This window comes from Pantoea sp. SIMBA_079, from assembly GCF_046940275.1.
In the GTDB taxonomy this organism is placed as follows: domain Bacteria; phylum Pseudomonadota; class Gammaproteobacteria; order Enterobacterales; family Enterobacteriaceae; genus Pantoea; species Pantoea borealis.
In genome coordinates, this window is the sequence record NZ_JAWRYR010000002.1 from 379,217 (window position 1) to 401,044 (window position 21,828).

Here is a 21,828-nt window from a genome sequence, read left to right on the forward strand (position 1 = left end):
CCTATGACGGCAAAAAATAAATGTTCTGCCGCACAAATAGGAAAATTTACTTCTGCAGCGACTTTAAAGCGTGCCCGGCCTTATATTTCTAAATATAGGCTATGATTTTCAGGGTACTCAGCACTTTACCTGAGACCTTTCTTCATTACCGGGGTGATTAGTCTTTTATTTCATAGAGTAAATGATTTCGGGAATGCAAATCGCTTGATGTCGTCCATTGCCCCGCGCGGGGCTTAACGAGGCAATAGAATGGAATCCACAACGTTGGAAAAATCCTGGGGTGCTGAAATCCTTGCTGACGGCACCGTGCGTTTTCGTCTCTGGGCGCCCGGTCAGCAGCAGGTAGTCCTGCGCCTGAACGGCACTGATTATCCTATGCAGGCGGAAAAAGATGGCTGGTACTCTCTGTCGCAGACGGGAGTCAAGCCAGGTGCAGAATATCACTATGTGCTGGCCGATGGCAGCGTGGTACCGGACCCGGCTGCGCGGGCGCAAAAAGCAGAGGTAAACGGCCCGTCACTGGTGATTGATCCGCAAAGCTACCGCTGGCAGCAGACTGAGTGGCGGGGCCGACCGTGGCACGAAACGGTGGTATATGAGCTGCATATCGGCACCTTTACGCCCGAAGGAACCTTCCGTGCAGCCATTGAAAAACTGCCGCTGCTGGCTGAGCTGGGGATCACCATGATTGAGGTGCTGCCGGTGTCGCAGTTTGGCGGTAATCGCGGCTGGGGGTATGACGGCGTCCTGCTCTATGCGCCACATACTGCTTACGGTAGCCCGGATGACTTCAAAGCGTTTGTTGATGCGGCCCATGCCCTTAATCTCTCCGTAGTGCTGGACATTGTGCTGAATCACTTTGGTCCTGAAGGCAACTATCTGCCGCTGCTGGCTCCGCAGTTTTTCCATGAAGAGCGCCAGACCCCCTGGGGTGCCGGGATCGCCTACGATGTGGATGCGGCTCGCCGCTACATCTCAGAGGCACCGCTCTACTGGCTGAAAGAGTATCACCTTGACGGTCTGCGTTTTGACGCCATCGATCAGATTGAAGACAGTTCAGATAAACATGTGCTGATTGATATTGCAGAGCGCATCCGCCGTGAAATCCCGGATCGTCCGGCACACCTCACTACAGAAGACTCGCGTAACGTGATTTTCCTGCATCCGCGCGATGAACAGGGCAATACTCCGCTCTTCAGCGGGGAATGGAACGACGATTTTCACAACGCTATTCATGTGCTGGCAACCGGTGAAACTCACGCCTACTACCAGGATTTTGCCGATGCGCCGGAGAAAAAGGTGGCGCGTATTCTGACCGAAGGATTTGCCTATCAGGGCGAGGTTTCGGCCCAGAGCGGAGAGACGCGCGGCGTACCAAGCGCCGGTCAGCCCCCTGTGGCGTTTGTTGATTTTATCCAGAACCACGATCAGGTGGGCAACCGCGCACAGGGCGATCGCCTGATCTCTCTGGCCGGAGAGGCGCGCACCAAAGTGCTCTATTCGGCTCTGCTGCTGTCACCGCATATCCCGCTGCTGTTCATGGGCGAAGAGTATGGCGAAACCAATCCATTTCTGTTTTTTACCGACTTTCACGGCGATCTCGCGAAAGCGGTGCGTGAAGGACGCGCACGTGAGTTTACCGGCCATGCCGGACATGACGACGACGTGCCGGATCCCAACGCGGAGGAGACATTCCAGCGTTCAAAGCTGGACTGGACGAAAACCACCAGCAGCGAGGGGAAAGCCTGGCTGACGCTGACGCGCACGCTGCTCTCCCTGCGTCAGCAGCATCTGGTGCCGCTTTTGGCGACGGCAGGCGGTCATAGCGGTCAGGTGCTGGCGACCGGTGACGGCTACGTTGCCGTGCAGTGGCGTTTCCCGCAGGGCACGCTCTCTATGGCCTTTAATCTGGGCAACACCGCTCAGGCACTTCCTGATATGCCAGGCGACACCCTGTTTGCCTGGCCGCAGGAGCACCACGAACTCGCACAAAACGCCATCATTGTCCGTCTGGCACCAGGAGCAGCAGCATGACTATCCCGACCTCCACTTATCGCATTCAGTTTCGCAACGGCATGACGTTTGATCGTGCAACGGAACTGGTGCCTTACCTGCAGAAGCTGGGTATCAGCCATCTGTATGCTTCCCCTATTTTTACCGCGACGAAAGAATCAACGCACGGGTACGACGTAACCGACGCCAACGAAATTGATCCGGCTATCGGCGGCAGAGCGGGCTTTGATCGACTAAGTGCTGCGCTGCAGAGCGCCGGCATGGAGCTGATCCTCGATATTGTGCCTAACCATATGGCGGCTTCGCTGGAGAATGCCTGGTGGCGCGATGTGATTGAACATGGACAGGAGAGCCAGTACGCGCGCTATTTTGATATTGACTGGTCGCGCAAGCTGACGCTGCCGTTCCTCGGTGATGATTTTGACCGGGTGCTGGAAAAAGGTGATATCACGATTAAAGCCGATCCGCAGAGCGGTAAACCGGCGCTGGCGTATTTCGACAGCTACTATCCCCTGACGCCTGCGAGCTGGCAGGGGCGTGAAGCAGAGCTGCTGGCGCTGACGGATCCCGCCGCCATTGCTCAGCTGCACGAGGAGCAGCCGTGGCAGCTCATGAACTGGCGTGAAGCGCGCAGCGCACTCTCCTACCGCCGCTTTTTCGAGATCACCGGTCTGGCAGGCGTGCGCGTTGAAGACCCGGTGGTCTTTGAAGATTCACACCGGCTTATCCTGTCGCTGGTGCGCAGCGGCGCGGTCAGCGGTCTGCGTGTCGATCACGTGGATGGCCTCGCCGATCCACTGGGTTATCTGCAGCAGCTCCGCACGGCTGCCGGCGACGAATGCTACATCACCGTAGAAAAGATCCTTGCCGACGGCGAACAGCTGCCGGAAGAGTGGCCCATCTCCGGTACAACCGGTTATGAGTTTATTGCGGCGCTGTCACACGTCCTGATTGATGATACGCACATCGATACCCTTCGTCTGGCCTATGAGTCAGCCACGCGCGAGCGCAATGATGTTGAAGCCGGCCTGCGCGCGGCACGCGAGCTAATGGTGGACCGTAACTTTGCGGGCGAATTCAGCCGGCTGCTCTCGCTGGCAACCGATGCCGCCGGGCTGGAGCACCGCAATTTTGGTGAAGCGGAGCTGCACGTGGCGCTGCGCGAGCTGCTTATCGCCTTCCCGGTCTACCGCACTTATGGTCAGGCAGCAGGTATGCCGCTGGCGGGCGAAGAGCGTCTGCTGAGCGTGCTTGAGGGCGTAAAGCATAGCGCGTCCCCTGCTACCCTGAGTTTCCTGCAGGCGCTGCTGCTGGGTGCGGTCAGCGAAGAGGGTGAAGCGCTGGCGGCAGAGTTCCGCGCCCGCTTCCAGCAGCTCACCGGACCGCTGATGGCGAAATCGGTTGAAGATACGCTGTTTTTCCGTAATCACGTGGCGCTTGCGATTAATGAAGTGGGCGCAGAACCGCTGCCGCATGCCTTTTCACTGGCGCATTTTCATCAGGAGATGCAGACCCGTCTGCAGCACCAGCCTGATGCTATCTCAAGCACCTCGACGCACGATACTAAGCGTGGCGAGGATGCGCGCGCGCGTCTCTATACCCTGAGCGAAGCGCCTGATGAGTGGGCAGAGAACGTAACGCGCTGGCAGCAGCTCAATCAGGACCACGTACAGCAGCTGGCAGACGGTCCGGCCCCGGAGCCTGCCGTTGAGTGGATGCTCTATCAGGCGCTGGCCGGTGTCTGGCCTGCGACGCTGCAGCCGGACGATCGCGCTGGTCTTGACGCGCTGTGCGAACGTTTTATTCCGTTTGTGGAAAAGGCGCTGCGCGAAGCGAAGCTGCGCACCGACTGGGCAGACAGTAATGAAGCCTATGAAAACGCCGTACTGGATTACGTGCGTCATCTGTTCGCTGCAGAAAACGCTGCATTTCTCACGGATTTTGCCCAGGCGCTGCAGCCGTTTATCCGCGCCGGTCTGGTGAACAGCTTTACCCAGACGGTGATCAAACTCACGGCACCCGGCGTGCCTGATATCTATCAGGGCTGCGAAGCGCTGGATTTCAGCCTGGTCGATCCGGATAACCGCCGCGAACCCGATTTTGAAACGCTGGTCAGCCAGCTTGATGCGGACGCCTTCCCTGACTTTATCAGTCAGCAGGGCTGGCTGAGCGGCAGCCTGAAACAGCAGGTGGTTATGCGCCTGCTTCATCTGCGCCGCGACCACGCTGCGCTCTTTCGTTTTGGCGACTATGAAGCGCTGCAGGCCAGCGGTGAACATGCAGAAAAAGTGGTGGCCTATGCCCGTCAGTCTGAAACAGGTGCACTGATTGTAATTGCTCCGCGCCTGATCTTTGCTGATGCCCAGTGGGCAGACGTCTCGGTTGCGCTGAGTGAAACGCTGGCGCACCGCAAGTGGCTAAACGTTCTGAATGGAGAAACCTACGCTATCACCGACAGCATCGCGCTGGAAAACCTGAACTACAGCGCACCGCTGGTCCTGCTCAGCAGCTAACCCTGACTGATGGAACTGAAGTTATGCCTGCATATCTGTTCACTGAATGGAGAGGATTAAATGTCAAACGGTAAGCCTGTTGAGATTACGGCTGGTACAGGGTACCAGCTCGGCGCTAACTTTGATGGGGAAGGCGTTAACTTCGCCCTGTTCTCCGCACATGCTGAGCGGGTTGAACTCTGCCTGTATGATCCGAGCGGTCAGCATGAGATTGCCCGCTTTGATCTGCCGGAATATACGCATGAAGTATGGCACGGCTATGTGCCAGGCCTGCAGCCGGGTGCGCTGTATGGCTATCGCGTGCACGGACCTTATGATCCGGAAAACGGTCATCGCTTTAACCCGAATAAACTGCTGATCGATCCGTATGCGCGGGAACTGCAGGGCGATATCGACTGGAACGAAGCGCATTTTGCTTACGAACTGTTGCATGAAGATAAAGATCTAACGTTTGACAGCCGCGACAGCGGTCCGTTTACGCCTAAATGCCGGGTGGTAAACCCGAATGAGTTTGACTGGCAGGATCAGAACCGGCCTTCCATTCCCTGGTCTCAGACGCTGATCTATGAAACCCACGTTAAGGGCTTCACACAGCTCAACCCGCTAATCCCGGAAAACATGCGCGGCACCTACGATGGCATGGGTAATAAAGCCACGGTGGATTACATCAAAAGCCTGGGTATCACGTCAGTAGAACTGCTGCCGGTACACTGGTTCCCGGACGATCAGCATCTGCTGGACAGAGGCCTGAAAAACTTCTGGGGCTACAATTCGCTGGCGTTTTTTGCACCCGCTACACGTTATTTTGGTCCGCGCGGCATTCAGGGCTTTCGCGATATGGTGCGCAGCTTCCATGATGCCGGCATCGAAGTGATCCTTGATGTGGTCTACAACCATACCGCTGAAGGTAACGAGCTTGGCCCGACGCTCTCCTTTAAGGGTATCGATAACTTCTCTTACTATCGCACCCTGCCGGACCAGCATCGTTACTATATTAATGACACCGGTACCGGAAACACGGTAAATACCTCGCATCCGCGGGTACTGCAGCTGGTGACTGACTCGCTGCGTTACTGGGCGGAGTCGATGCATATTGACGGTTTCCGTTTCGATCTCGGCACCATCCTGGGCCGCGAGCCGGAGGGCTTCGATCAGCGCGGTGGTTTCTTTGATGCGGTGACGCAGGACCCGGTGCTGTCTAAACTCAAGCTGATCGGTGAGCCGTGGGATATCGGTCCCGGTGGCTATCAGGTTGGCGGCTTCCCGCCGGGCTGGGCAGAGTGGAACGACAAATATCGCGATACGGTGCGTGAATACTGGAAAGGCGACAACGTCTCTACCGATTTCGCCGCACGCCTGCTCGGCTCCGGCGATCTTTACGATCAGCGCGGTCGTCGCCCGTGGGCCAGCGTCAACTTCATCACCGCCCATGACGGCTTTACGCTGAATGACCTGGTTTCCTACAACGAGAAACACAATGACGACAACGGCGAGGATAATAACGACGGTCATAACGATAACCGCTCTTATAACTACGGTGCTGAAGGCGTAACCGAAGATGAGGGAATTATCGCGGTGCGCGAGCGTCAGAAACGTAACTTCCTCGCCACGCTGCTGTTCTCTCACGGTACGCCGATGCTGCTGGCGGGCGATGAGTTTGGCCGCAGTCAGATGGGCAATAATAATGGCTACTGCCAGGATAGCGATATCTCCTGGCTGCACTGGGAAAACCTGCCGCCGTCGGCTGATGCGCTGCGTGAATTTACCAGACGCGTTATTGCCCTGCGTGCTAAGCAGCCGCTGCTGCGCCGTGAAAGCTGGCGCGACGGTATGGACATCAAATGGTTTAACGCCGGCGGTGGTTTTCAGCAGTCGGAGCAGTGGGAGGAAGGCTCCACGCTGGGCGTCTACATCGGCCGTCCTGATTTGCAGCCGGAAGACGGTATCTGGCATGACGTGCTGATGCTGTTTAACCCGTTTGAAGGTAACGTACCGTTCCGCATTCCGCAGTTTGGTGAAGGCGGCTGGGTACTGGAGCTGACCACTTCTGAGACCGCCAACGAAGGGCTGGTCATCACTCAGGAGCAGGATTTCGAACTGGAAGGCCGTAGTCTGGCACTGTTCCGTCGTCCGTAATGCACTTTCCGCGGAGCTGATCGTCAGCTCCGCGCTTTTACCTGCCTGTTGTGATCCCTGTTCACACCGTCACGAAAAAACGCTTAACTATTTTATCCTGCTGCCGATGAACCTTCATCGACCCTGTGCTTTGTAGGCCTTTCCGCCGGGGTGTATGCTATCAAGGATAATAATATGACCATCTCGCAACGCCTGTTGCTTACCTTCTCTATGCTGTTCGGCGCGATTATATTACAGGCTACTCTGGCCATCTCGCTGCTCTCCGGCTTTCAGGATCGCTTTGAATTCGTGCAGGACAATGCCATCCCTTCGATAAAAAATCTCAGTGAGCTGGTGGATCAGAGCAACCAGCTGGCGCTGCTGCTGTATAAACATCAGTCTCAGCCTGATGAGCGCGCACAGCCGGCAGTGGAAAGCAGCATTCATAAACAGCTCGGGCTGCTGAAAACGCAAACCGATGATTATCTGGCGCATGACATATCGGGCGAAGAGGATAAGCGTCTCACCGAAGTCGCTTATGCCAGCCTGCAGCGTGTAAACGAGAGTCTGCCCGCCTTTCTCAGCGCGTCACGTCAGCATCAGAATACGGTCAGCCTGGCGTTGATTGAGGGCGAACAGGGGATTGGTGCCGCTATCCGGCAGCTTATCAGCGGCTATCAGCAGCAGCTGGAACTGAACATCAGTATCAGCAACGCGCTGCGCGCCGCCAACCGCACAACGTTCCATCATGTCCTGTGGGCCACCCTCGCTGGCGTGATTGCAACGGTCATTGTCTTTGGTATTTTCGCTACCCTGACAGTCCTGCGCATTCGTCGCAGCCTGAGCAACGCGGGCCGGATTATGCTGCGCGCCAGTGACACGCTCGACCTGACGCTGAGCGCTGACGCCACGCGCCGCGATGAAGTGGGGAATATGGCCCAGGCGTTCAACACCCTGATAGGTAACGTGGCAACCTCGCTGGCAGCCGTGCAGTACGCCTCACGTTCAGTCAGCGGAGCCGCGGCAGAAATCAGCGCCGGTAATCAGGATCTCTCGGCGCGTTCAGAAGAGCAGGCGGCCTCGCTGGAGCAGACCGCAGCCAGCATGACCGAGCTGGGGGAAACCGTACGTCAGACGGCCGACAATACCCGTCAGGCCAGCAGCCTGTCAGAACATGCCAGTACGCTGTCAGAGCAAAGCAGCCAGTCACTCAGCACCATGCTGACCACCATGGATGATATCCGCAGCAGCTCACGTAAAGTCACCGATATTGTCTCGCTGATTGAAGGAATTGCTTTTCAGACAAATATTCTGGCGCTGAACGCAGCTGTCGAAGCCGCACGCGCCGGCGAACATGGCAAAGGCTTTGCTGTTGTGGCAGGCGAAGTACGTAACCTGTCGCAGCGCTCAACCTCTGCGGCACGGGAAATTAAAGTGCTGATTGATGACGCGCATCGTCTGACTGAGGCCGGCGCCACACAGGCCAGCCACGTCAGCCAGAATATGCAGGTAATGAACGAGACCATTCATCAGGTCAGTACCCTGATGAGCGAGATTGCCGCCGCCGCCGTTGAGCAGAGTCAGGGCATCATGCAGGTTCAGCAGGCTGTCAATCAGATGGATGACGTGACGCAGCAGAACGCGGCGCTGGTAGAGCAGGCTTCTGCCGCCTCGCAGTCGCTGCAGGATCAGGCGGAGATGCTCAGCCAGCTGGCGGCGAAGTTTGTTCTTGCCGCCGCGCCCGAAATCACGCCGGTTTCGCCCGTCACCCCGGCATTTGCATTCTCGTAATGGATCGTTTCGGACAAAGAATAATCTTAAAGTTAGCTTAAGACTTAAGCAGTAATCTGTTCAGCGCGCACTGTACACAGGATGCATGCGCGCATGAAGATGGTAAATACTGGAATAGTTAACCCGCCTCGTGCGGGTTCTTTTTAAGTCAAATCCGCGCTTATCCCGGGTAAAGTCACCAGGCTTTATTGTCCATTAGTACCAGTAAAAACCAGAGGTAGCGATAACAGCTGTAATCATCACGCCCCCGCTCTTGTTTTACCTTCAAAAACAGTACCTTTACGCATCGAAGAGATAGCCTATGCTGGCTGCATAATAAAATTCCACGTCAGAGGGAGCTGTTATGTTTATTGTGCCCGTACCCTGTACTACAGAAGCCCTGCCGGTTCATCATGAAGTCATTGATACCGTTAACCTGAACGGCATACGCTGCCACGTTATTTATAACAGTATGGCCCCTGGTGCCAGCGTGATTAAGATGGACAGCGAGCAGGCAGAACACGAGACGCGCTACCGTACCCTGGCAGCGCTGGAGCTTGAGCGCGTGGGCGGAATTAACACCGTGCTTCGCATCAAGTCGTTTTGGGCTGAGCCGGACGACGCGCTATCAGGCGTCGGCTTTGTTGAGCCGTGTTGTCTGGCAACGGCACTTTATAAGGCACTTGCGACAAAGAAACGGATCACGCTGGTAGGCTTATAGGCAGATAGCTTATGCTGAATTAGCCCGTCAGGCGCGGGTAATAAGGAGCGACTTATGACCCTGATCCCCTTCTCCTACAGTCCCGATACGATAGCGCGCTGTTTTAAACGGGTTGCCTCGTTTAACGCAGCCGGCACGCCCTGCCATGTTATTTATGATGTAAGAACACGACGCATTGCGCTAATGGAAGCCAGAACGTCAAATGTTGAAGGGTTTATGCGGCATAAGGTTATCGCAACGGTGCAGGTAGAGCGCATAAGAGACCAGAATGATCGGTATCACGTAACATCGTTCTGGACTCATCCGGCACAGCCTGAAAGCCTGAAAGCGGCCTTTCGCGCTGCGCTTGGTGATATTGAGGAATTTAAGCTGGTGTGGATATAACGCAAAAGCGCCCGCAGAATGCGGGCTCTCCAAATCAGTCGGTATGAGCGGATGCAGCTTCCAGCGCATTGACTTTTTCCAGATAAGAATCAGCCTCGGCCTTATCCATAATCACCTGTGCACAGGCTATACAATGGCTGCCTTTTACATCAGGTACGATATCATCCGGATTACCCGTATTAAGCGGTACGTCTCGCGTGTCGTAAACAAAAGCTTCAGATCCACATGCCGGACATTTCATGTCATGACTCCCTTTTTAAACCGGTGAGATAAGCATAGCCGACAGAGATGAACCCGGCTGGCAACCGCTGACCAGATTATGCGGCATTAGCATCAACACTGTGTGACAGAGCCATAAAATTACGTAATTTCAGAAATTTCATACTCCCGTGTAATTGCCTGCGTCTCCCTGCCCCAGCGTGACGCACGGGTTCTGATCTGATGAGCATCAAATGCAGCCTGACTTGTAAACCGCTCTTCAACATTCCAGATGTGCGGGTCGGCCGTTTCTGTGACCTCAAAAGAGACGCACCCGGTTTCCTGTCGCGTCAGTTCCTGATGTTCAGGCAGGTACTGGCGAACCTGCGCTATCTCTTCCGCATTTTTGCATACCAGACGTCCGGTGAGCTTAATCATCATTACCTCGCCTCTTTTCATTACGTTTTGACTGTGTCGGTCAGAAGACCTTACAGGCATCCAGCGTGCAAAGCCGCTGTTTTGCCGCTTTTTTTAATAAAAAAGAACAGCAACCTGCCGACCAGCAGATACCCTGGTCTGCATATGATTCGTTCAGTTTATGCAACAGTTTGTCGCCCGGGAGGCTGTTTATCCCTGTGCTGCGCACGGATAGAGTGTGTGGTGTCAGCACACGGCCTCAGAGGCCCGATACAACTCAGGAGCAGCAAAATGAACATTGCATTGATTGGCGCATCCGGACAGGCGGGTTCACGCATCCTTAATGAACTGATCGCACGCGGCCACACCGTAACGGCTATCGCGCGCAACGCAGACAAGATTGCCCCGGCAAAAGGCGTTATCCCGGCCACTGGTGATATCGATGATCCGGATACCCTGGCTGGTGTGCTTGCCGGACACGATGTCGCGATCAGCTCGGTGCACTTCTCCGCCAGCGATCCCGATAAACTGATTAACGCGGTAAAAGCGTCAGGTGTAAAACGTTATTACGTGGTTGGCGGCGCAGGCAGCCTGGAAGTTGCACCGGGCGTGAAAGTGATCGATACCCCGACCTTTCCGGAGATCTACAAAACGGAAGCAGAGGCAGGCGTACGCTTTCTGGAGAAGCTCCGCACACAGCATGATCTTACCTGGACTTTTCTTTCACCTTCAGCGCTGTTCACGGCTGGCGAACGCACCGGCAGATTTCGTCTGGGTAAAGATACGCTGCTGACCAATGAGCAGGGCAGCAGCATTTCGTTTGAAGATTATGCCGTTGCGATGGCTGATGAGATTGAAACACCGGCGCACGTTAATCAGCGTTTTACCGTGGGTTATTAATAGCCGCTCAAAAAACAAACGCACCTCAGGGCAGCCTGAGGTGCTTTACCAGATAGTCAATCAGCACGCGCTGCGCCTGCGGCATCTTTTTCTGCGTCAGATAAACGGCACTGACTGTCAGCCGATCGGGTTCATATTCCGGCAGCAGTCTGAGTAGCCTGCCCGCTGCAATCTCTTCCTGCACCGCAAACAGCGGGAGCACAGCCACTCCGCCTCCCATTTTTACCGCTTTCAGCAATATCGCTGCTTCATTGGTGCTGATACTGCCTGTTACGGGCAAATCGATCACCTCATTTTCATGATGAAACCGCCATGCATGACCAAAATAGGTGTAGGTCAGACAGTTATGATCCTGCAACTCGCGCAGGCTGCCGGGCGTGCCATGCTTATCCAGATAGGTTTTACTGGCGCACAGTACCGAAGAGCAATACCCAAGGTGTCGGGCGTAAAGCGTTGGGGCAAGCGTGCCGGCGATACGGATAGCGAGATCGATACCCTCCTCTGCCAGATCGAGTGTCCTGCCCACAATCTGTAAATCAACCTGTATTTCCGGGTAAATCTGCAGAAAATCGATCAGCATGCCCGTCAGGCAACACTCGGCTAACAGGGCGTCAGCGGTAACTTTCAGTTTGCCTCCCGGAACGGCACTAATACCCGGGCCCATCGCTGTCAGTGCGTCTGCCAGCGTCCTGATTTCCTGACACAGCAGCAGCGCCTGCTCGCCGGCGACGGTCAGGCTGAGTTTACGCGTTGTCCGGTGCATCAGGCGCGAACCTGTCCACTCCTCCATGAGCGTAATGTAGCGTGATGCCATGGCCCGTGACAGGCCCAGATGCTCTGCTGCTGCCGTAATGCTCCCGCGCTTTGCCGTCTCAGCAAATACAATAAGCGCTGTGATTCTGTCCATTCACTCACCTCATGCAACACTGCGCCTGAAGTATGCCTGTTTTCAGAGTGTACCGTCTGATTATCATTAACCAGCTATGATCCACGCAGGATGTTGATGATATCATCGCAGAATGTGTTCAGATCTGAGGGAACCAGCATGACCGTTTTTTATCAATTTTCGGCCACCCGCCTGCAGGGGCAGCCGGTTTCAATGGCTGACTACGCGGGCAAGCTGGTTCTGGTAGTGAATACCGCCAGCCACTGCGGATTTACGCGCCAGTATGCCGGTCTTGAAGCACTCTGGCGACAATATGCGGCGCAGGGGCTGGTGATACTGGGGTTTCCCTGTAACCAGTTTGGTAAGCAGGAGCCCGGCAGTGCCGATGACATCGCGCAGACCTGCCATATCAATTACGGGGTAAGCTTCCCGATGTTTGAAAAAATTGATGTTAACGGAGCCGCAGCCCATCCGCTGTTTCAGTATCTGAAAACGGAATTGCCCGGCATGCCGGGCGGACGAATCAAATGGAATTTTACCAAATTTCTTATCGGCCGTGACGGCCAGCCACTCAGACGTTTTGCCCCCATCACCCCACCGGCGAAGATGGAGGCGGCCATCCTTGCGGCTTTGTAAAACAACGCGGCTGCTTATTCAGCCCGTCACACTCATTAGTCTGATTTGCGTAACCGCAGGTATTTCATTTTGTGATTTTCTGTCTTCTTTGCCAGATAACGTACACGGAAAATATCATGGCGGGTGATCACGCCTGTTACCTGTCCGGTCTCCGCGACTGTGACCACGACCATTCCCGTTTCCTCATTGAAAAAATGGTCGGCAATCTGACTGCATAAGGTGTCAGAATGAGCGCTGATTTGCGGCTTTTCGCCCATTAGCATCTGCAGCGTGGTGTCGCTGTCTTGCTGCTGCCAGTGCAGCATCTCTTTGCGCGATACCACGGCGATAAACCTGCCCTGCGCATCAACCACCGGATAATGATGATGGGCACGCAGATCGCTCATCATCGCGATGGCCTGACTCAGCGGCATTGAAGCAGGTAAAGTGGCGGGCGTGTCGGTCATAATTTGTCGCGCTCTGGTTGTTTCCAGCAGGTCGGTACCATACTCCTGCACAATATGGTGTCCCCGGCGCGCCAGACGTTCGGTGAAGATAGAGCGTGGCATCATCAAAACGCTCACCGCATAAGAAGCCACGGCGGCCGCTAATGCTACCGGCAGCAGATCAAAATGCCCTGTGACTTCAGCCGCAAACAGCGTGCCCGTCAGCGGTGCACGCATTGCGCCGCTCAGGATCCCGGCCATGCCTGCCATTGCCAGCATTCCGCCGTAGCCAGGCAGCAGATGAGCCACCAGGGCACCCGTCGCGCCACCCATGATCAGCAGCGGCGCTACCACGCCGCCAGAGGTGCCCGAAGCCAGAGATATCAGCCAGACAATACTTTTTACCAGTAGCAGTGAAACCATAATGTTGAGCGCCAGGGAACCATCCAGCAGATTTTGAATACTGCCGTATCCCGCACCTAATACCCGTGGCTGAATTATGCCGCCGGCACCAACAGCCACTGCGCCCAGCGCGGGCCACCACATCCAGTGAACGGGCAGCCGATGAAACCACTCTTCAATACGGTACAGGCTCTTCGACAGCACCACTGCGATTGTTCCCGTGAGTATGCCAGTGCCCGCCGCCATGATAAGTTGCAGGGGTTGCAGTGGCGATGACCACGCAAAAGGAAAAATGGCGCCGGTGCCAGTCAGCGCATCGCGCCAGCACCAGGAGACCAGTACTGCAGTAACCACCGGTATAAAACTGCGCGGCTTCCACTCAAACAGCAACACCTCCAGCGCCAGCAATACTGCCGCAGCGGGCGCGTTAAAGATGGCGGTCATGCCCGCCGCTGCCCCTGCTACCAGCAACGTTTTACGCTCAGCTGCACTGAGGTGAAATAACTGAGCGAATAAAGAACCGATTGCGCCGCCGGTCATAATGATAGGCCCTTCCGCACCAAACGGACCGCCGCTGCCAATCGATATGGCCGAAGAGAGCGGCTTGAGCACGGCTACCCTGGGCGACATCCGGCTTTCACTGTACAGAATGGCTTCAATGGCTTCCGGAATGCCGTGACCGCGGATTTTTTCTGAGCCAAAACGCGCCATAATCCCGATAATCAGGCTGCCCAGTACTGGCGCCGCAAGAATATGAAGCGTTCCGGCGCTGCCCGGCATGACGTTCTCGCTGAACGAAAACTGGTGATACCAGAACAGATTGCTCATCAGGGCGATCAGGTGCAGCAGCACAATGGCACCAAACGCGCCGCCGGTTCCTATCAGAATGGCCATTAGCGCGAGTATAATCACGCGCGCGGTGACGCTGTAGTCAGAAAGCGTGCGCCGATGTGGGGAACCAGACAACGTATCCCGCATCTTATTACTCCTCATTACATTTTCAAAAACGCGCAATTTACATCGCAATGCGATATAAATTCAATACAGAAAGGGTTTCAGCATGTCACACTCTAAAATGAAAGATGCCGATTACGCGCTGCTGGCTGATTTTCGCGCTACTCTGCGTTCGTTCATGGCATTCAGCGAAACTCAGGCACGTAACGCAGGATTGACGCCGCAACAACATCAGGCTCTGCTGACAATTCGGGGTAGCTCGCCGGGCAACGCCACCGTGGGATATGTGGCAGATCGTCTGATGTTGAAGCCGCACAGTGCGTCCGGCCTGCTGAGTCGCCTCGAAGAGGCGGGACTGGTGCTGCGCGAGCCGGATCAGGCCGATCAACGTAAAATGTTTTTGCGCCTGACGCCGGAGGCAGAGCAGCTGCTGGAGTCACTCTCGCTGGCGCATCTGGAGGAGTTGAGTAATTTAAAACCGATGCTGCTGTCGATGATAAATCAGTTCTGTTAGTAATGCAGAGGGGCGTGTGCGCCTCAGCCAGTGTATTTACCTCTGGCCCCTCAATCTTTTTGGCATCACTTTGCAGGATTGACAGCCCCATCCTGTGATCCGTTAGCAATAAGTCAGTCAGGATGAGCTGTGACATGATTCATAACCCTGAACTGGCTGACAAAAATAGACGGTGATAACACTGCATCTGCACAATGCGTATTGTTGCTAACCTGTAGTTCAGTACTGTAACGTCAGGAATTAGCCTACTGCCACTGCCAGAAAGGATGAGGCCGTTCCAGCCGAGCCGTAAAAATTCACGACCTCTCAAAGAAAGCTGAAACGATTCTTTCTAAAATTGATGAAGGTGCGGGTGAGGATGATGTCATATGTGATTGCGAACGCAGTGAATCCGATCGACATTTCGCCATGTTCTTACCTGAAATATCAGAAGACACTGAACTGAATATACCCGACTGTGTGCCTGAAGCTGATATAAAGACGAGTACACGCGGCTGCGCTCTTAAATAAAGCAGGAAATTGTTTACGACTCCCTGATAAATAATGGGCTGTAAAACAGTTATCTTTCTCGCGGTAAACCATACCTCAGCATTAAAATAGCGGTAACCTGAAGATGGCTATAACAAAGCAGGGCTGCTATGCAGCCCTGAAACCCTTTTTACAGCATAAAGTCATGAGGAATGAAAATAGCTCTACACAGCTCCGGTTGCAGGCGGAACCGTCCCGTCAATTTGTTCCTGCTGTGCACCTGAGCCCGGACGCGCTTTACCCAGCACTGGCTCATCTCCCAGAATATCCGGCTGCTCTTTAGCCGTGAACTGACCGTACCCATCATAAGCCGGGCCTTCACTCCAGCGACCTTTGGGAAGAGGCTTGTCCAGAGAAGTATTCAGACAATAATAAGCGTGCTCTTCTGCTTCATTGCCTCGCGGGAAGCTGTTTGGAATGGGAAGTGAAGCGTTCAGTCCCCCCATTTCTTCAATCACGGCCAGCCACTGTTGCTGATGCATCGTGTCGCGCGCAATCAGAAACGCAAGGAAATCTTTCATGCCTTTATCTTCGGTAAGATTGTACAGCCGGGTTGCAAGTACACGCCCGGTTGCTTCAGCGGTGACATTCGCCAGCATGTCGGCAGCCACATTACCGGAAGCGTAGATGTGACTCATATCAAAAGGCATCCCGTTGGCATTTACCGGCATCGCGGCCAGTCCGGAAGAGAGAACATGGCGGGGATTCATACCGCCCAGAATAGCGTTCATTACCGGATCTTTCGCTGTTTCTTCCTGATACGAAAGCGGCGCGCCTTCGAGGTTCAGAGCAACAGCATATCCCAGCATTTCAATATGGCTCAGCTCTTCTGTTGCAGTGGAAATCAGAAGATCTCTGATGCGTGCATCGCCCCGGGCACCCATGGCCTGGAAAAAATATTGCATTGCTACACGTATCTCTCCCTCCACGCCCCCTATCGCCTGCTGAAGCAGCATGGCAAATTCCGGATTTGGCTTTTCTACGCGTACAGGGAACTGCATTTTGGATGAATGATGGAACATGTCTTTCTCCTGGTCGGTTAAGAAACGTTATGCAGGAAAAAGCCTGGCTGGAGAAATCAGATAAATAAAGCGTAACGAGACACATTTCCGTTTGTAAGAGTGGTTGAAAAACTCGTTTACCGCGTATGCGGGCTACAAACCAGCATCAAAACTTGCGTCTGGCACGCCTGCTGTCCCGTGTCGTTTCGCATGATTTTGTTGTAAATCATTGTATGGAACTGGTCTGCATACACCCGGGAATCATGATCTCAGTGCACAGGCATGTATGCACGACAAAATCATCAGGGCTGAGCACGTCTGCAGGTGCGGGCGTATTATCATGTTAACGCTGAACGCCGGCAGAGGTTCGTGAAAAACGGCAGGAGTGCTACTCAATATACTGGCTGAAACGCAGAAGGTATCCATCCGGATCCTGCACAAGAAATTCTCTCTGACAGGCGGTTGTTTCGCCAGTACTGTAGTGGTTATCGGTGAGACCCCGATATAACGTTACGCTGTGGGTATTTACACGAGCGAATATCTGGTCAACGTCATCCACTTCTATCTGGAAATTTACACCGCGTCCCAGCGGTCTGACGAGTTCTGCCGTATTCCATCCGTCCGGATGATATTGCTCAAGCATTAGCTGCGCCTCGCCAAGATTGATATAGGCAAAATCTGGCTCCATGCGTCTGATGATGATGCTAAAGCCAACCACTTCGATATAAAATTTCAGGGACGCGGACAGATCTGTTACGGTCAGCTCGGGAACCATTCGGTTCCAGTAAGGTTTGTTTGATTCAGTCATTTCTTGATCCTTTTTTGACTATAGCAGCATACACCCGATGGCTTTCACAGAATTCGTTGCCAGAATGCCAGGGTAAGCCAACATAAAAGAAGGTATTTATGGTATTGCAGCATATGAGGATAGCCAGACCTGTCACCGCACTCAGCAAAAGCTGTGAAATGTACTGTAACGGTCTTGGGTTAGAAAAAATCGGTGATTTCACAAACCACGATGGATTCAGCGGATACATGTTAGGACTGAAGGGGTTATCCTGGCACCTTGAGTTTACCCAGTGCCATGATCATCCGGTGCTGCCTTCACCCTCACATGAAGATCTCCTGATTCTGTACATTCCCGGGCAAGATAGCTGGCAAACCACCTGTATAAATATGGATGAGGCTGGCTTCATCAGAGTTAAATCATTTAATCCTTACTGGGATCGCAATGGCGTTACCTTTGAAGATAGAGATCGATACAGAGTTGTTATCCAGAATATGCACTGGGGCAAAGGCTGAGAGAAAGTCGTGGCCGGAAGGTTATATTTGATGTGGCAGAAAAACCCTGTCGTCACCATTTTGCCATCGGCTTTTCTCGCTGCGCGAATGATAAGTAAGCCTGTTGAGTTAAGCTGGCCGTTGCCATCAGTATCTGAATAAGGAAGACATTGCTGATTTACCGGCTTAATCCTGTAAGCTCAGGCGGTCGCAGGCGCTGCGGCAAAATTCCGGGCAAGCAGAATGCTATGCCCGATGGCAGGATACTCCGGAAAAAATCAGGACCACTCCTGTGAGGATAAGCTGCGGGTGCTGCTGATCCTCAACCCCTGTTGTCACACGTTTCCGCGTTCTTCATTGAAAACGATCCCCAGCTGTCCTCTCACCTTATCCATCGCTGTCAGGGTCATGAGTGATGTGGATAAAGGCCGAACCGGGGAATCGTTTAATCCCTGCCCCACACACCAGGAAAAATGCTGGATCTCATGATACAGCTGCGTGTAGCGGTTGGCAGGTTCTTCCCAGAACAGTGAATGATTGCCCTGGCTTGAGGTGAGTACAAAACCACCGGGCGCGTAAAATTGTCCCGCCAGAACCAGGGTAGCATCGCGCCCGGCAATCACTGCACCGCCTGGAGTATTGCTGAACAAGGTTGTGTTCAGAACGGAATGCATGCCGCTGGCATGTTCAAACAGCATCGAAGCCTGTCCGTTAACATTGCCTTGTGCCGGCTGTCCACTGGATTGAACGCGAACCGGCGCGCCTGCCACCATTACGCTCAGCGAAACCAGATAACTACCCAGATCCAGCATTGGTCCGCCGGCCAGATCGGCGTTAAAAATGCGGTGATCCTGCGTAAAAAACTCACCATGATCGGCGGTCAGAGTATGAAGGTCGCCTAATACGCCATCTGCTAATAGCTGACGCAGAACATCATATTTTGGCGTAAAGTCACACCACATTCCTTCCATGCACAGCAGGCTTTTTTCCCGGGCCAGTGCCTGCAGGGCCGCTCCCTCTCTGGCATTCAGAGCCAGAGGCTTCTCAATCAGTACATGTTTGCCTGCACTGAGCACTTTCATGCCATCCGGAAAGTGATGGTTATGCGGTGTGGCGATGTAGATCGCATCCAGACCGTCCACTGCCAGCATTTCATCGGGATTGCTGAAAACTGATGGTATTGCCCAGCGTTCAGCAAATGCCTGGGCTTTTACTCTGTTTCTTCCTGATACTGCAACCAGATGCTGCCCGGTATGTTCTTTCAGTGCGCGGGCAAAATGTTCAGCAATCCAGCCGGGGCCAATAATGCCCCAGCGCAGTACGGGTACAGACGTTTCAGAAGGTATTCGCGGAACGGGTAAAAAAGAGGGGAACATAGTGACTCCTTTTCAGCGCTGATTTAGCGATTATCTGCCACAGCAACCCACTGACGGGATGCAATGGACTGCTCGATAGCGGTCAGGATCTGCTGATTTTGCAGGCCAAAGGCAAAGTTCGGATAGCAATCGTCTTTACTGCAAATTCCCTGTACCAGGTCGTGGACTTCAATGACTTTCACATCAAAATAACCGAGCCCGCCGCCACCAAAATCAAAGCCGAAGAAGCCTGCATAAGCCGGGATCTGACTGCCTGCATACAAGGTTTTGAAGCCGCGATCGTTTTTGTCGTCACTGAAGCGATACACCTGCAGCTCATTGAAACGTTCACCATCCATATAAATAGTGCCCCCGGTTCCGGAAACTTCCCAGAACACACCAAAAATGCGTCCGGCGGACAGGCGTGAAGACTCAACAACGCCGCTGGCACCGCTTTCAAAGCTCACCAGGCACTGAACCTGGTCATCATTCTCGACCTCGCGCCATTCTGCCTGCTCATCAATGCGGCTGGCATAACCGGCATCCGTCCGGGGAACCGGGCGCTGACGTAAATAAGTTTGTGCGCTGGCTGTCACCTCGCTGATATCCCCCATCAAAAACTGCGCGACTGAAAGGGTGTGGGCGCCCAGATCGCCCAGTGAGTCGCTGCCACCCAGCTTTTTAGAGCAGCGCCAGGACCAGGGAAGTTGCGGATCGTTATAAAAGCCCTGATCAAAGGTGCCCCGAAAGCGGATCGGTATACCGATATCGCCATTCTCAATAAGCTGTTTTGCGAGCAGGGCTGCCGGGGTTTTAATGTTGTTAAATGCTACCATCGTTTTGACGCCCGCCTTTTCTGCAGCCAGCGTCATCTGCAGCGCCTCTTCGGTGCTGACGGCCAGTGGCTTTTCACAATACACGTGCTTGCCGGCCGCGATCGCGGCCAGCGCCATCTCATAGTGCAGATAATTTGGCGAGGTAATATCCACTACATCTACCTGTGGATCGTTGATCAAATCCCGCCAGTCTCCATATGCTTTTTCTGCACCGAAGCGCGTGGCATTTGCGTCAGCCAGCGCCTGATTTTGATCGGCCAGTGCATACAGATGAGGACGTTTTGGCAGATCGGGATAGATCATTGCCGCACGGCGGTAAGCATCAGCATGCGCCTGCCCCATGAAACCCGATCCGATTAAACCAATATTGAGTTTTTCTTTCATTGTGCGATTTCCTCTGCTGGCAGGGACAGTAGAAAAGTGTTTTGTGTCCAGCGAAATGCCCGGGAGACGGCAGCAAACGGCTCTTCTTTTTGCGGATCCTGTTCGGCTTCGACAATCAGCCAGCCCCGATAGTCTGAATGCGTAACAAAATCAATTAGCGAAGAATAATCAATGCAGCCTTCACCCGGCACAGTGAAGAGTCCGGCACGTACCGCATCATTGAAGCTGAGATCTTCCTTCTGCACCCGATGAAGAATATCAGCACGGATATCCTTCAGATGTATATGCACTACGCGGTGGCCAAACCGCGTTGTTATCTGTTTCAGATCAACTCCAGCGGCGATAGCGTGCCCCGAATCCAGAACCAGACCGACGCTCTCGGAGGTTTTTGTCAGAAATTCATCCAGTTCATGATGCTGTTCAACCAGCATCATCAGATGATGATGATAAGCCAGTTTCAGGCCGTACCGGCTAAGCAGAATGTCGGCAAACTCGCTGACCTTGCGGGCATAATCATCAACATTCAGACTGCATAAGGCCGGAGAAAAAGACAGGGGTTTGTCCAGCGGATGAGCGCCTGGCATTCTGCCGCATTCGCCATAAACCATGACGTTGGCACCCGACGCTTTCAGTAGCTCTGCATGTGAATGTACGGCCGCGGCTTCCTCAGCAACGCTGCGATCGGCAAGAAAACCGCTGTGCCAGCCTGAAGCGAGCTGAAGACCGGCCTCATGCAGTAACGGGGCCAATGCAGCGTGCGTCCGGGGGAATTTCCTGCCCAGTTCAATACCCTGATAGCCAGCAGACGCGGCCTGTTTGAGGCAGATTTCAAGGGAAATAGTGTCGCCCAGATCGGGCAAAACATCATTGGTCCAGCTTAACGGGCTGACACCTAACTGAATACGTGAATTCATCAGGATATCCCTCCTTACAGGTCAATGTGAGAGCACTATAAGGAGAGCATCAGCGTAACCGTTATCGGTTCAATGAGGTAAAACCATCATTTATATGAAGGGCTGATGCTAAATAATCAAAGTGTGACCGCTATAAGATTACCCAGAGCAGTCACCTGTTATTCGATAAGATTCAGAATAACGGCTCCCTCATTGAAATTAACTGTAACCGCCAGCCCGAAGATTTGGTGCTATATGCGCTCTGTTCCGGCAGAAAATACCTGCAGATGAAAGTAAAGGTGTTTCTGGAATATCTGCAACAGGCTATTGCTCCACTGGATATACACAGTAAGAAAGAACCATGATTGACCTGGCAATTCACTCTTCTGGCTGAAATGAAAAAACTGCGACAAAAGGGTTTGAAGGGGACGTTTTTTGTAGAGATACCTCAGGCTGGCCTGTTCTCCTTTATCCCGGACCTCTCAATCTGTATGTGATGAAACCAGTGCAAAGGTAATCAGAGCAGCAAATTTGTTGATGCTTTTCATAATTATTTCAACAAAGTGTACTTTATAAATGAAACGATTTATCACGATGGGATGTACAGCAAACAGCTATTCACGTGGTTAAAATCCCATAATTACCCTGAGCTAAGCTTAAAAAAAAGCGCTTATTTTTTGTGCGCGCGCCCTCTTTCTGACA

The 21,828-nt window shown here is 53.7% G+C and carries 19 protein-coding genes; 10 read left to right on the top strand and 9 right to left on the bottom strand.

What is annotated here, in order from left to right; translation table 11 throughout:
- Positions 1 to 249 precede the first annotated feature (249 nt).
- From treZ to SB719_RS05635, 6 genes are all read left to right on the top strand, one after another.
- Positions 250 to 2,034 carry a malto-oligosyltrehalose trehalohydrolase gene (gene treZ / locus SB719_RS05610; protein WP_293004726.1) on the top strand — a complete coding sequence of 595 codons (1,785 nt, stop codon included), beginning with the start codon at positions 250 to 252 and terminating at the stop codon, positions 2,032 to 2,034.
- On the top strand, positions 2,031 to 4,526 hold the full coding sequence (gene treY, locus SB719_RS05615; protein ID WP_412159011.1) for a malto-oligosyltrehalose synthase: 2,496 nt from the start codon (positions 2,031 to 2,033) through the stop codon (positions 4,524 to 4,526). Before treZ ends, treY begins: the two co-directional genes overlap by 4 nt.
- Before the next feature lie 60 nt (positions 4,527 to 4,586).
- Positions 4,587 to 6,662 (top strand): glycogen debranching protein GlgX, encoded by a 2,076-nt coding sequence (gene glgX / locus SB719_RS05620; RefSeq protein WP_065647322.1) that lies wholly within the window; start codon positions 4,587 to 4,589, stop codon positions 6,660 to 6,662.
- Between the two features lie 174 nt (positions 6,663 to 6,836).
- Positions 6,837 to 8,432, top strand: coding sequence for a methyl-accepting chemotaxis protein (locus tag SB719_RS05625; RefSeq protein WP_412159012.1), 1,596 nt, complete (start codon positions 6,837 to 6,839; stop codon positions 8,430 to 8,432).
- 343 nt (positions 8,433 to 8,775) lie between these two features.
- On the top strand, positions 8,776 to 9,132 hold the full coding sequence (locus SB719_RS05630; protein WP_292968823.1) for a hypothetical protein: 357 nt from the start codon (positions 8,776 to 8,778) through the stop codon (positions 9,130 to 9,132).
- A gap of 54 nt (positions 9,133 to 9,186) precedes the next feature.
- Positions 9,187 to 9,516 (top strand): hypothetical protein, encoded by a 330-nt coding sequence (locus tag SB719_RS05635; RefSeq protein ID WP_065647319.1) that lies wholly within the window; start codon positions 9,187 to 9,189, stop codon positions 9,514 to 9,516.
- A gap of 34 nt (positions 9,517 to 9,550) precedes the next feature.
- Here the strand turns inward: SB719_RS05635 and SB719_RS05640 are convergent, their stop codons facing one another.
- Both SB719_RS05640 and SB719_RS05645 read right to left on the bottom strand, forming a co-directional pair.
- On the bottom strand, positions 9,551 to 9,757 hold the full coding sequence (locus SB719_RS05640) for a type II toxin-antitoxin system MqsA family antitoxin (RefSeq protein ID WP_065647318.1): 207 nt from the start codon (positions 9,755 to 9,757) through the stop codon (positions 9,551 to 9,553).
- A gap of 119 nt (positions 9,758 to 9,876) precedes the next feature.
- On the bottom strand, positions 9,877 to 10,155 hold the full coding sequence (locus SB719_RS05645; RefSeq protein WP_292968826.1) for a putative quinol monooxygenase: 279 nt from the start codon (positions 10,153 to 10,155) through the stop codon (positions 9,877 to 9,879).
- 267 nt (positions 10,156 to 10,422) lie between these two features.
- On the opposite strand from SB719_RS05645, the gene SB719_RS05650 reads away from it, so the two are divergent.
- Positions 10,423 to 11,031, top strand: coding sequence for an NAD(P)-dependent oxidoreductase (locus SB719_RS05650; RefSeq protein ID WP_412159013.1), 609 nt, complete (start codon positions 10,423 to 10,425; stop codon positions 11,029 to 11,031).
- Positions 11,032 to 11,056: 25 nt separating this feature from the next.
- Here the strand turns inward: SB719_RS05650 and SB719_RS05655 are convergent, their stop codons facing one another.
- Positions 11,057 to 11,938 carry a LysR family transcriptional regulator gene (locus SB719_RS05655; RefSeq protein WP_293004734.1) on the bottom strand — a complete coding sequence of 294 codons (882 nt, stop codon included), beginning with the start codon at positions 11,936 to 11,938 and terminating at the stop codon, positions 11,057 to 11,059.
- Positions 11,939 to 12,076: 138 nt separating this feature from the next.
- Here SB719_RS05655 and SB719_RS05660 point away from each other — a divergent pair, with 138 nt between their 5' ends.
- Entirely contained in the window at positions 12,077 to 12,553 is a 477-nt protein-coding gene (locus tag SB719_RS05660; RefSeq protein WP_292968831.1) for a glutathione peroxidase, read from the top strand.
- Between the two features lie 35 nt (positions 12,554 to 12,588).
- Here the strand turns inward: SB719_RS05660 and SB719_RS05665 are convergent, their stop codons facing one another.
- The gene (locus tag SB719_RS05665; RefSeq protein WP_412159014.1) at positions 12,589 to 14,358 is read right to left on the bottom strand and encodes a chloride channel protein; all 1,770 of its coding nucleotides are present in this window, start codon (positions 14,356 to 14,358) and stop codon (positions 12,589 to 12,591) included.
- Positions 14,359 to 14,440: 82 nt separating this feature from the next.
- On the opposite strand from SB719_RS05665, the gene SB719_RS05670 reads away from it, so the two are divergent.
- Positions 14,441 to 14,848: a MarR family winged helix-turn-helix transcriptional regulator gene (locus tag SB719_RS05670; RefSeq protein WP_065647313.1), complete on the top strand. Its 408-nt coding sequence runs from the start codon at positions 14,441 to 14,443 to the stop codon at positions 14,846 to 14,848.
- A gap of 692 nt (positions 14,849 to 15,540) precedes the next feature.
- Here the strand turns inward: SB719_RS05670 and SB719_RS05675 are convergent.
- Positions 15,541 to 16,398: a manganese catalase family protein gene (locus SB719_RS05675; RefSeq protein ID WP_065647312.1), complete on the bottom strand. Its 858-nt coding sequence runs from the start codon at positions 16,396 to 16,398 to the stop codon at positions 15,541 to 15,543.
- Between the two features lie 367 nt (positions 16,399 to 16,765).
- On the bottom strand, positions 16,766 to 17,185 hold the full coding sequence (locus SB719_RS05680; RefSeq protein WP_304231477.1) for a bleomycin resistance protein: 420 nt from the start codon (positions 17,183 to 17,185) through the stop codon (positions 16,766 to 16,768).
- A gap of 98 nt (positions 17,186 to 17,283) precedes the next feature.
- Here SB719_RS05680 and SB719_RS05685 point away from each other — a divergent pair, with 98 nt between their 5' ends.
- The gene (locus SB719_RS05685) at positions 17,284 to 17,679 is read left to right on the top strand and encodes a prolyl endopeptidase (RefSeq protein ID WP_065647310.1); all 396 of its coding nucleotides are present in this window, start codon (positions 17,284 to 17,286) and stop codon (positions 17,677 to 17,679) included.
- Positions 17,680 to 17,993: 314 nt separating this feature from the next.
- Here SB719_RS05685 and SB719_RS05690 read toward each other — a convergent pair whose 3' ends face one another.
- The 3 genes from SB719_RS05690 to iolE are packed head-to-tail and all read right to left on the bottom strand — an operon-like array spanning position 17,994 to position 21,150.
- Positions 17,994 to 19,034 carry a Gfo/Idh/MocA family protein gene (locus SB719_RS05690; protein WP_412159015.1) on the bottom strand — a complete coding sequence of 347 codons (1,041 nt, stop codon included), beginning with the start codon at positions 19,032 to 19,034 and terminating at the stop codon, positions 17,994 to 17,996.
- 23 nt (positions 19,035 to 19,057) lie between these two features.
- On the bottom strand, positions 19,058 to 20,233 hold the full coding sequence (locus SB719_RS05695; protein WP_412159016.1) for a Gfo/Idh/MocA family protein: 1,176 nt from the start codon (positions 20,231 to 20,233) through the stop codon (positions 19,058 to 19,060).
- On the bottom strand, positions 20,230 to 21,150 hold the full coding sequence (gene iolE / locus SB719_RS05700; protein ID WP_412159031.1) for a myo-inosose-2 dehydratase: 921 nt from the start codon (positions 21,148 to 21,150) through the stop codon (positions 20,230 to 20,232). The genes SB719_RS05695 and iolE overlap by 4 nt, the downstream gene beginning before the upstream one ends.
- Positions 21,151 to 21,828 lie beyond the last annotated feature (678 nt).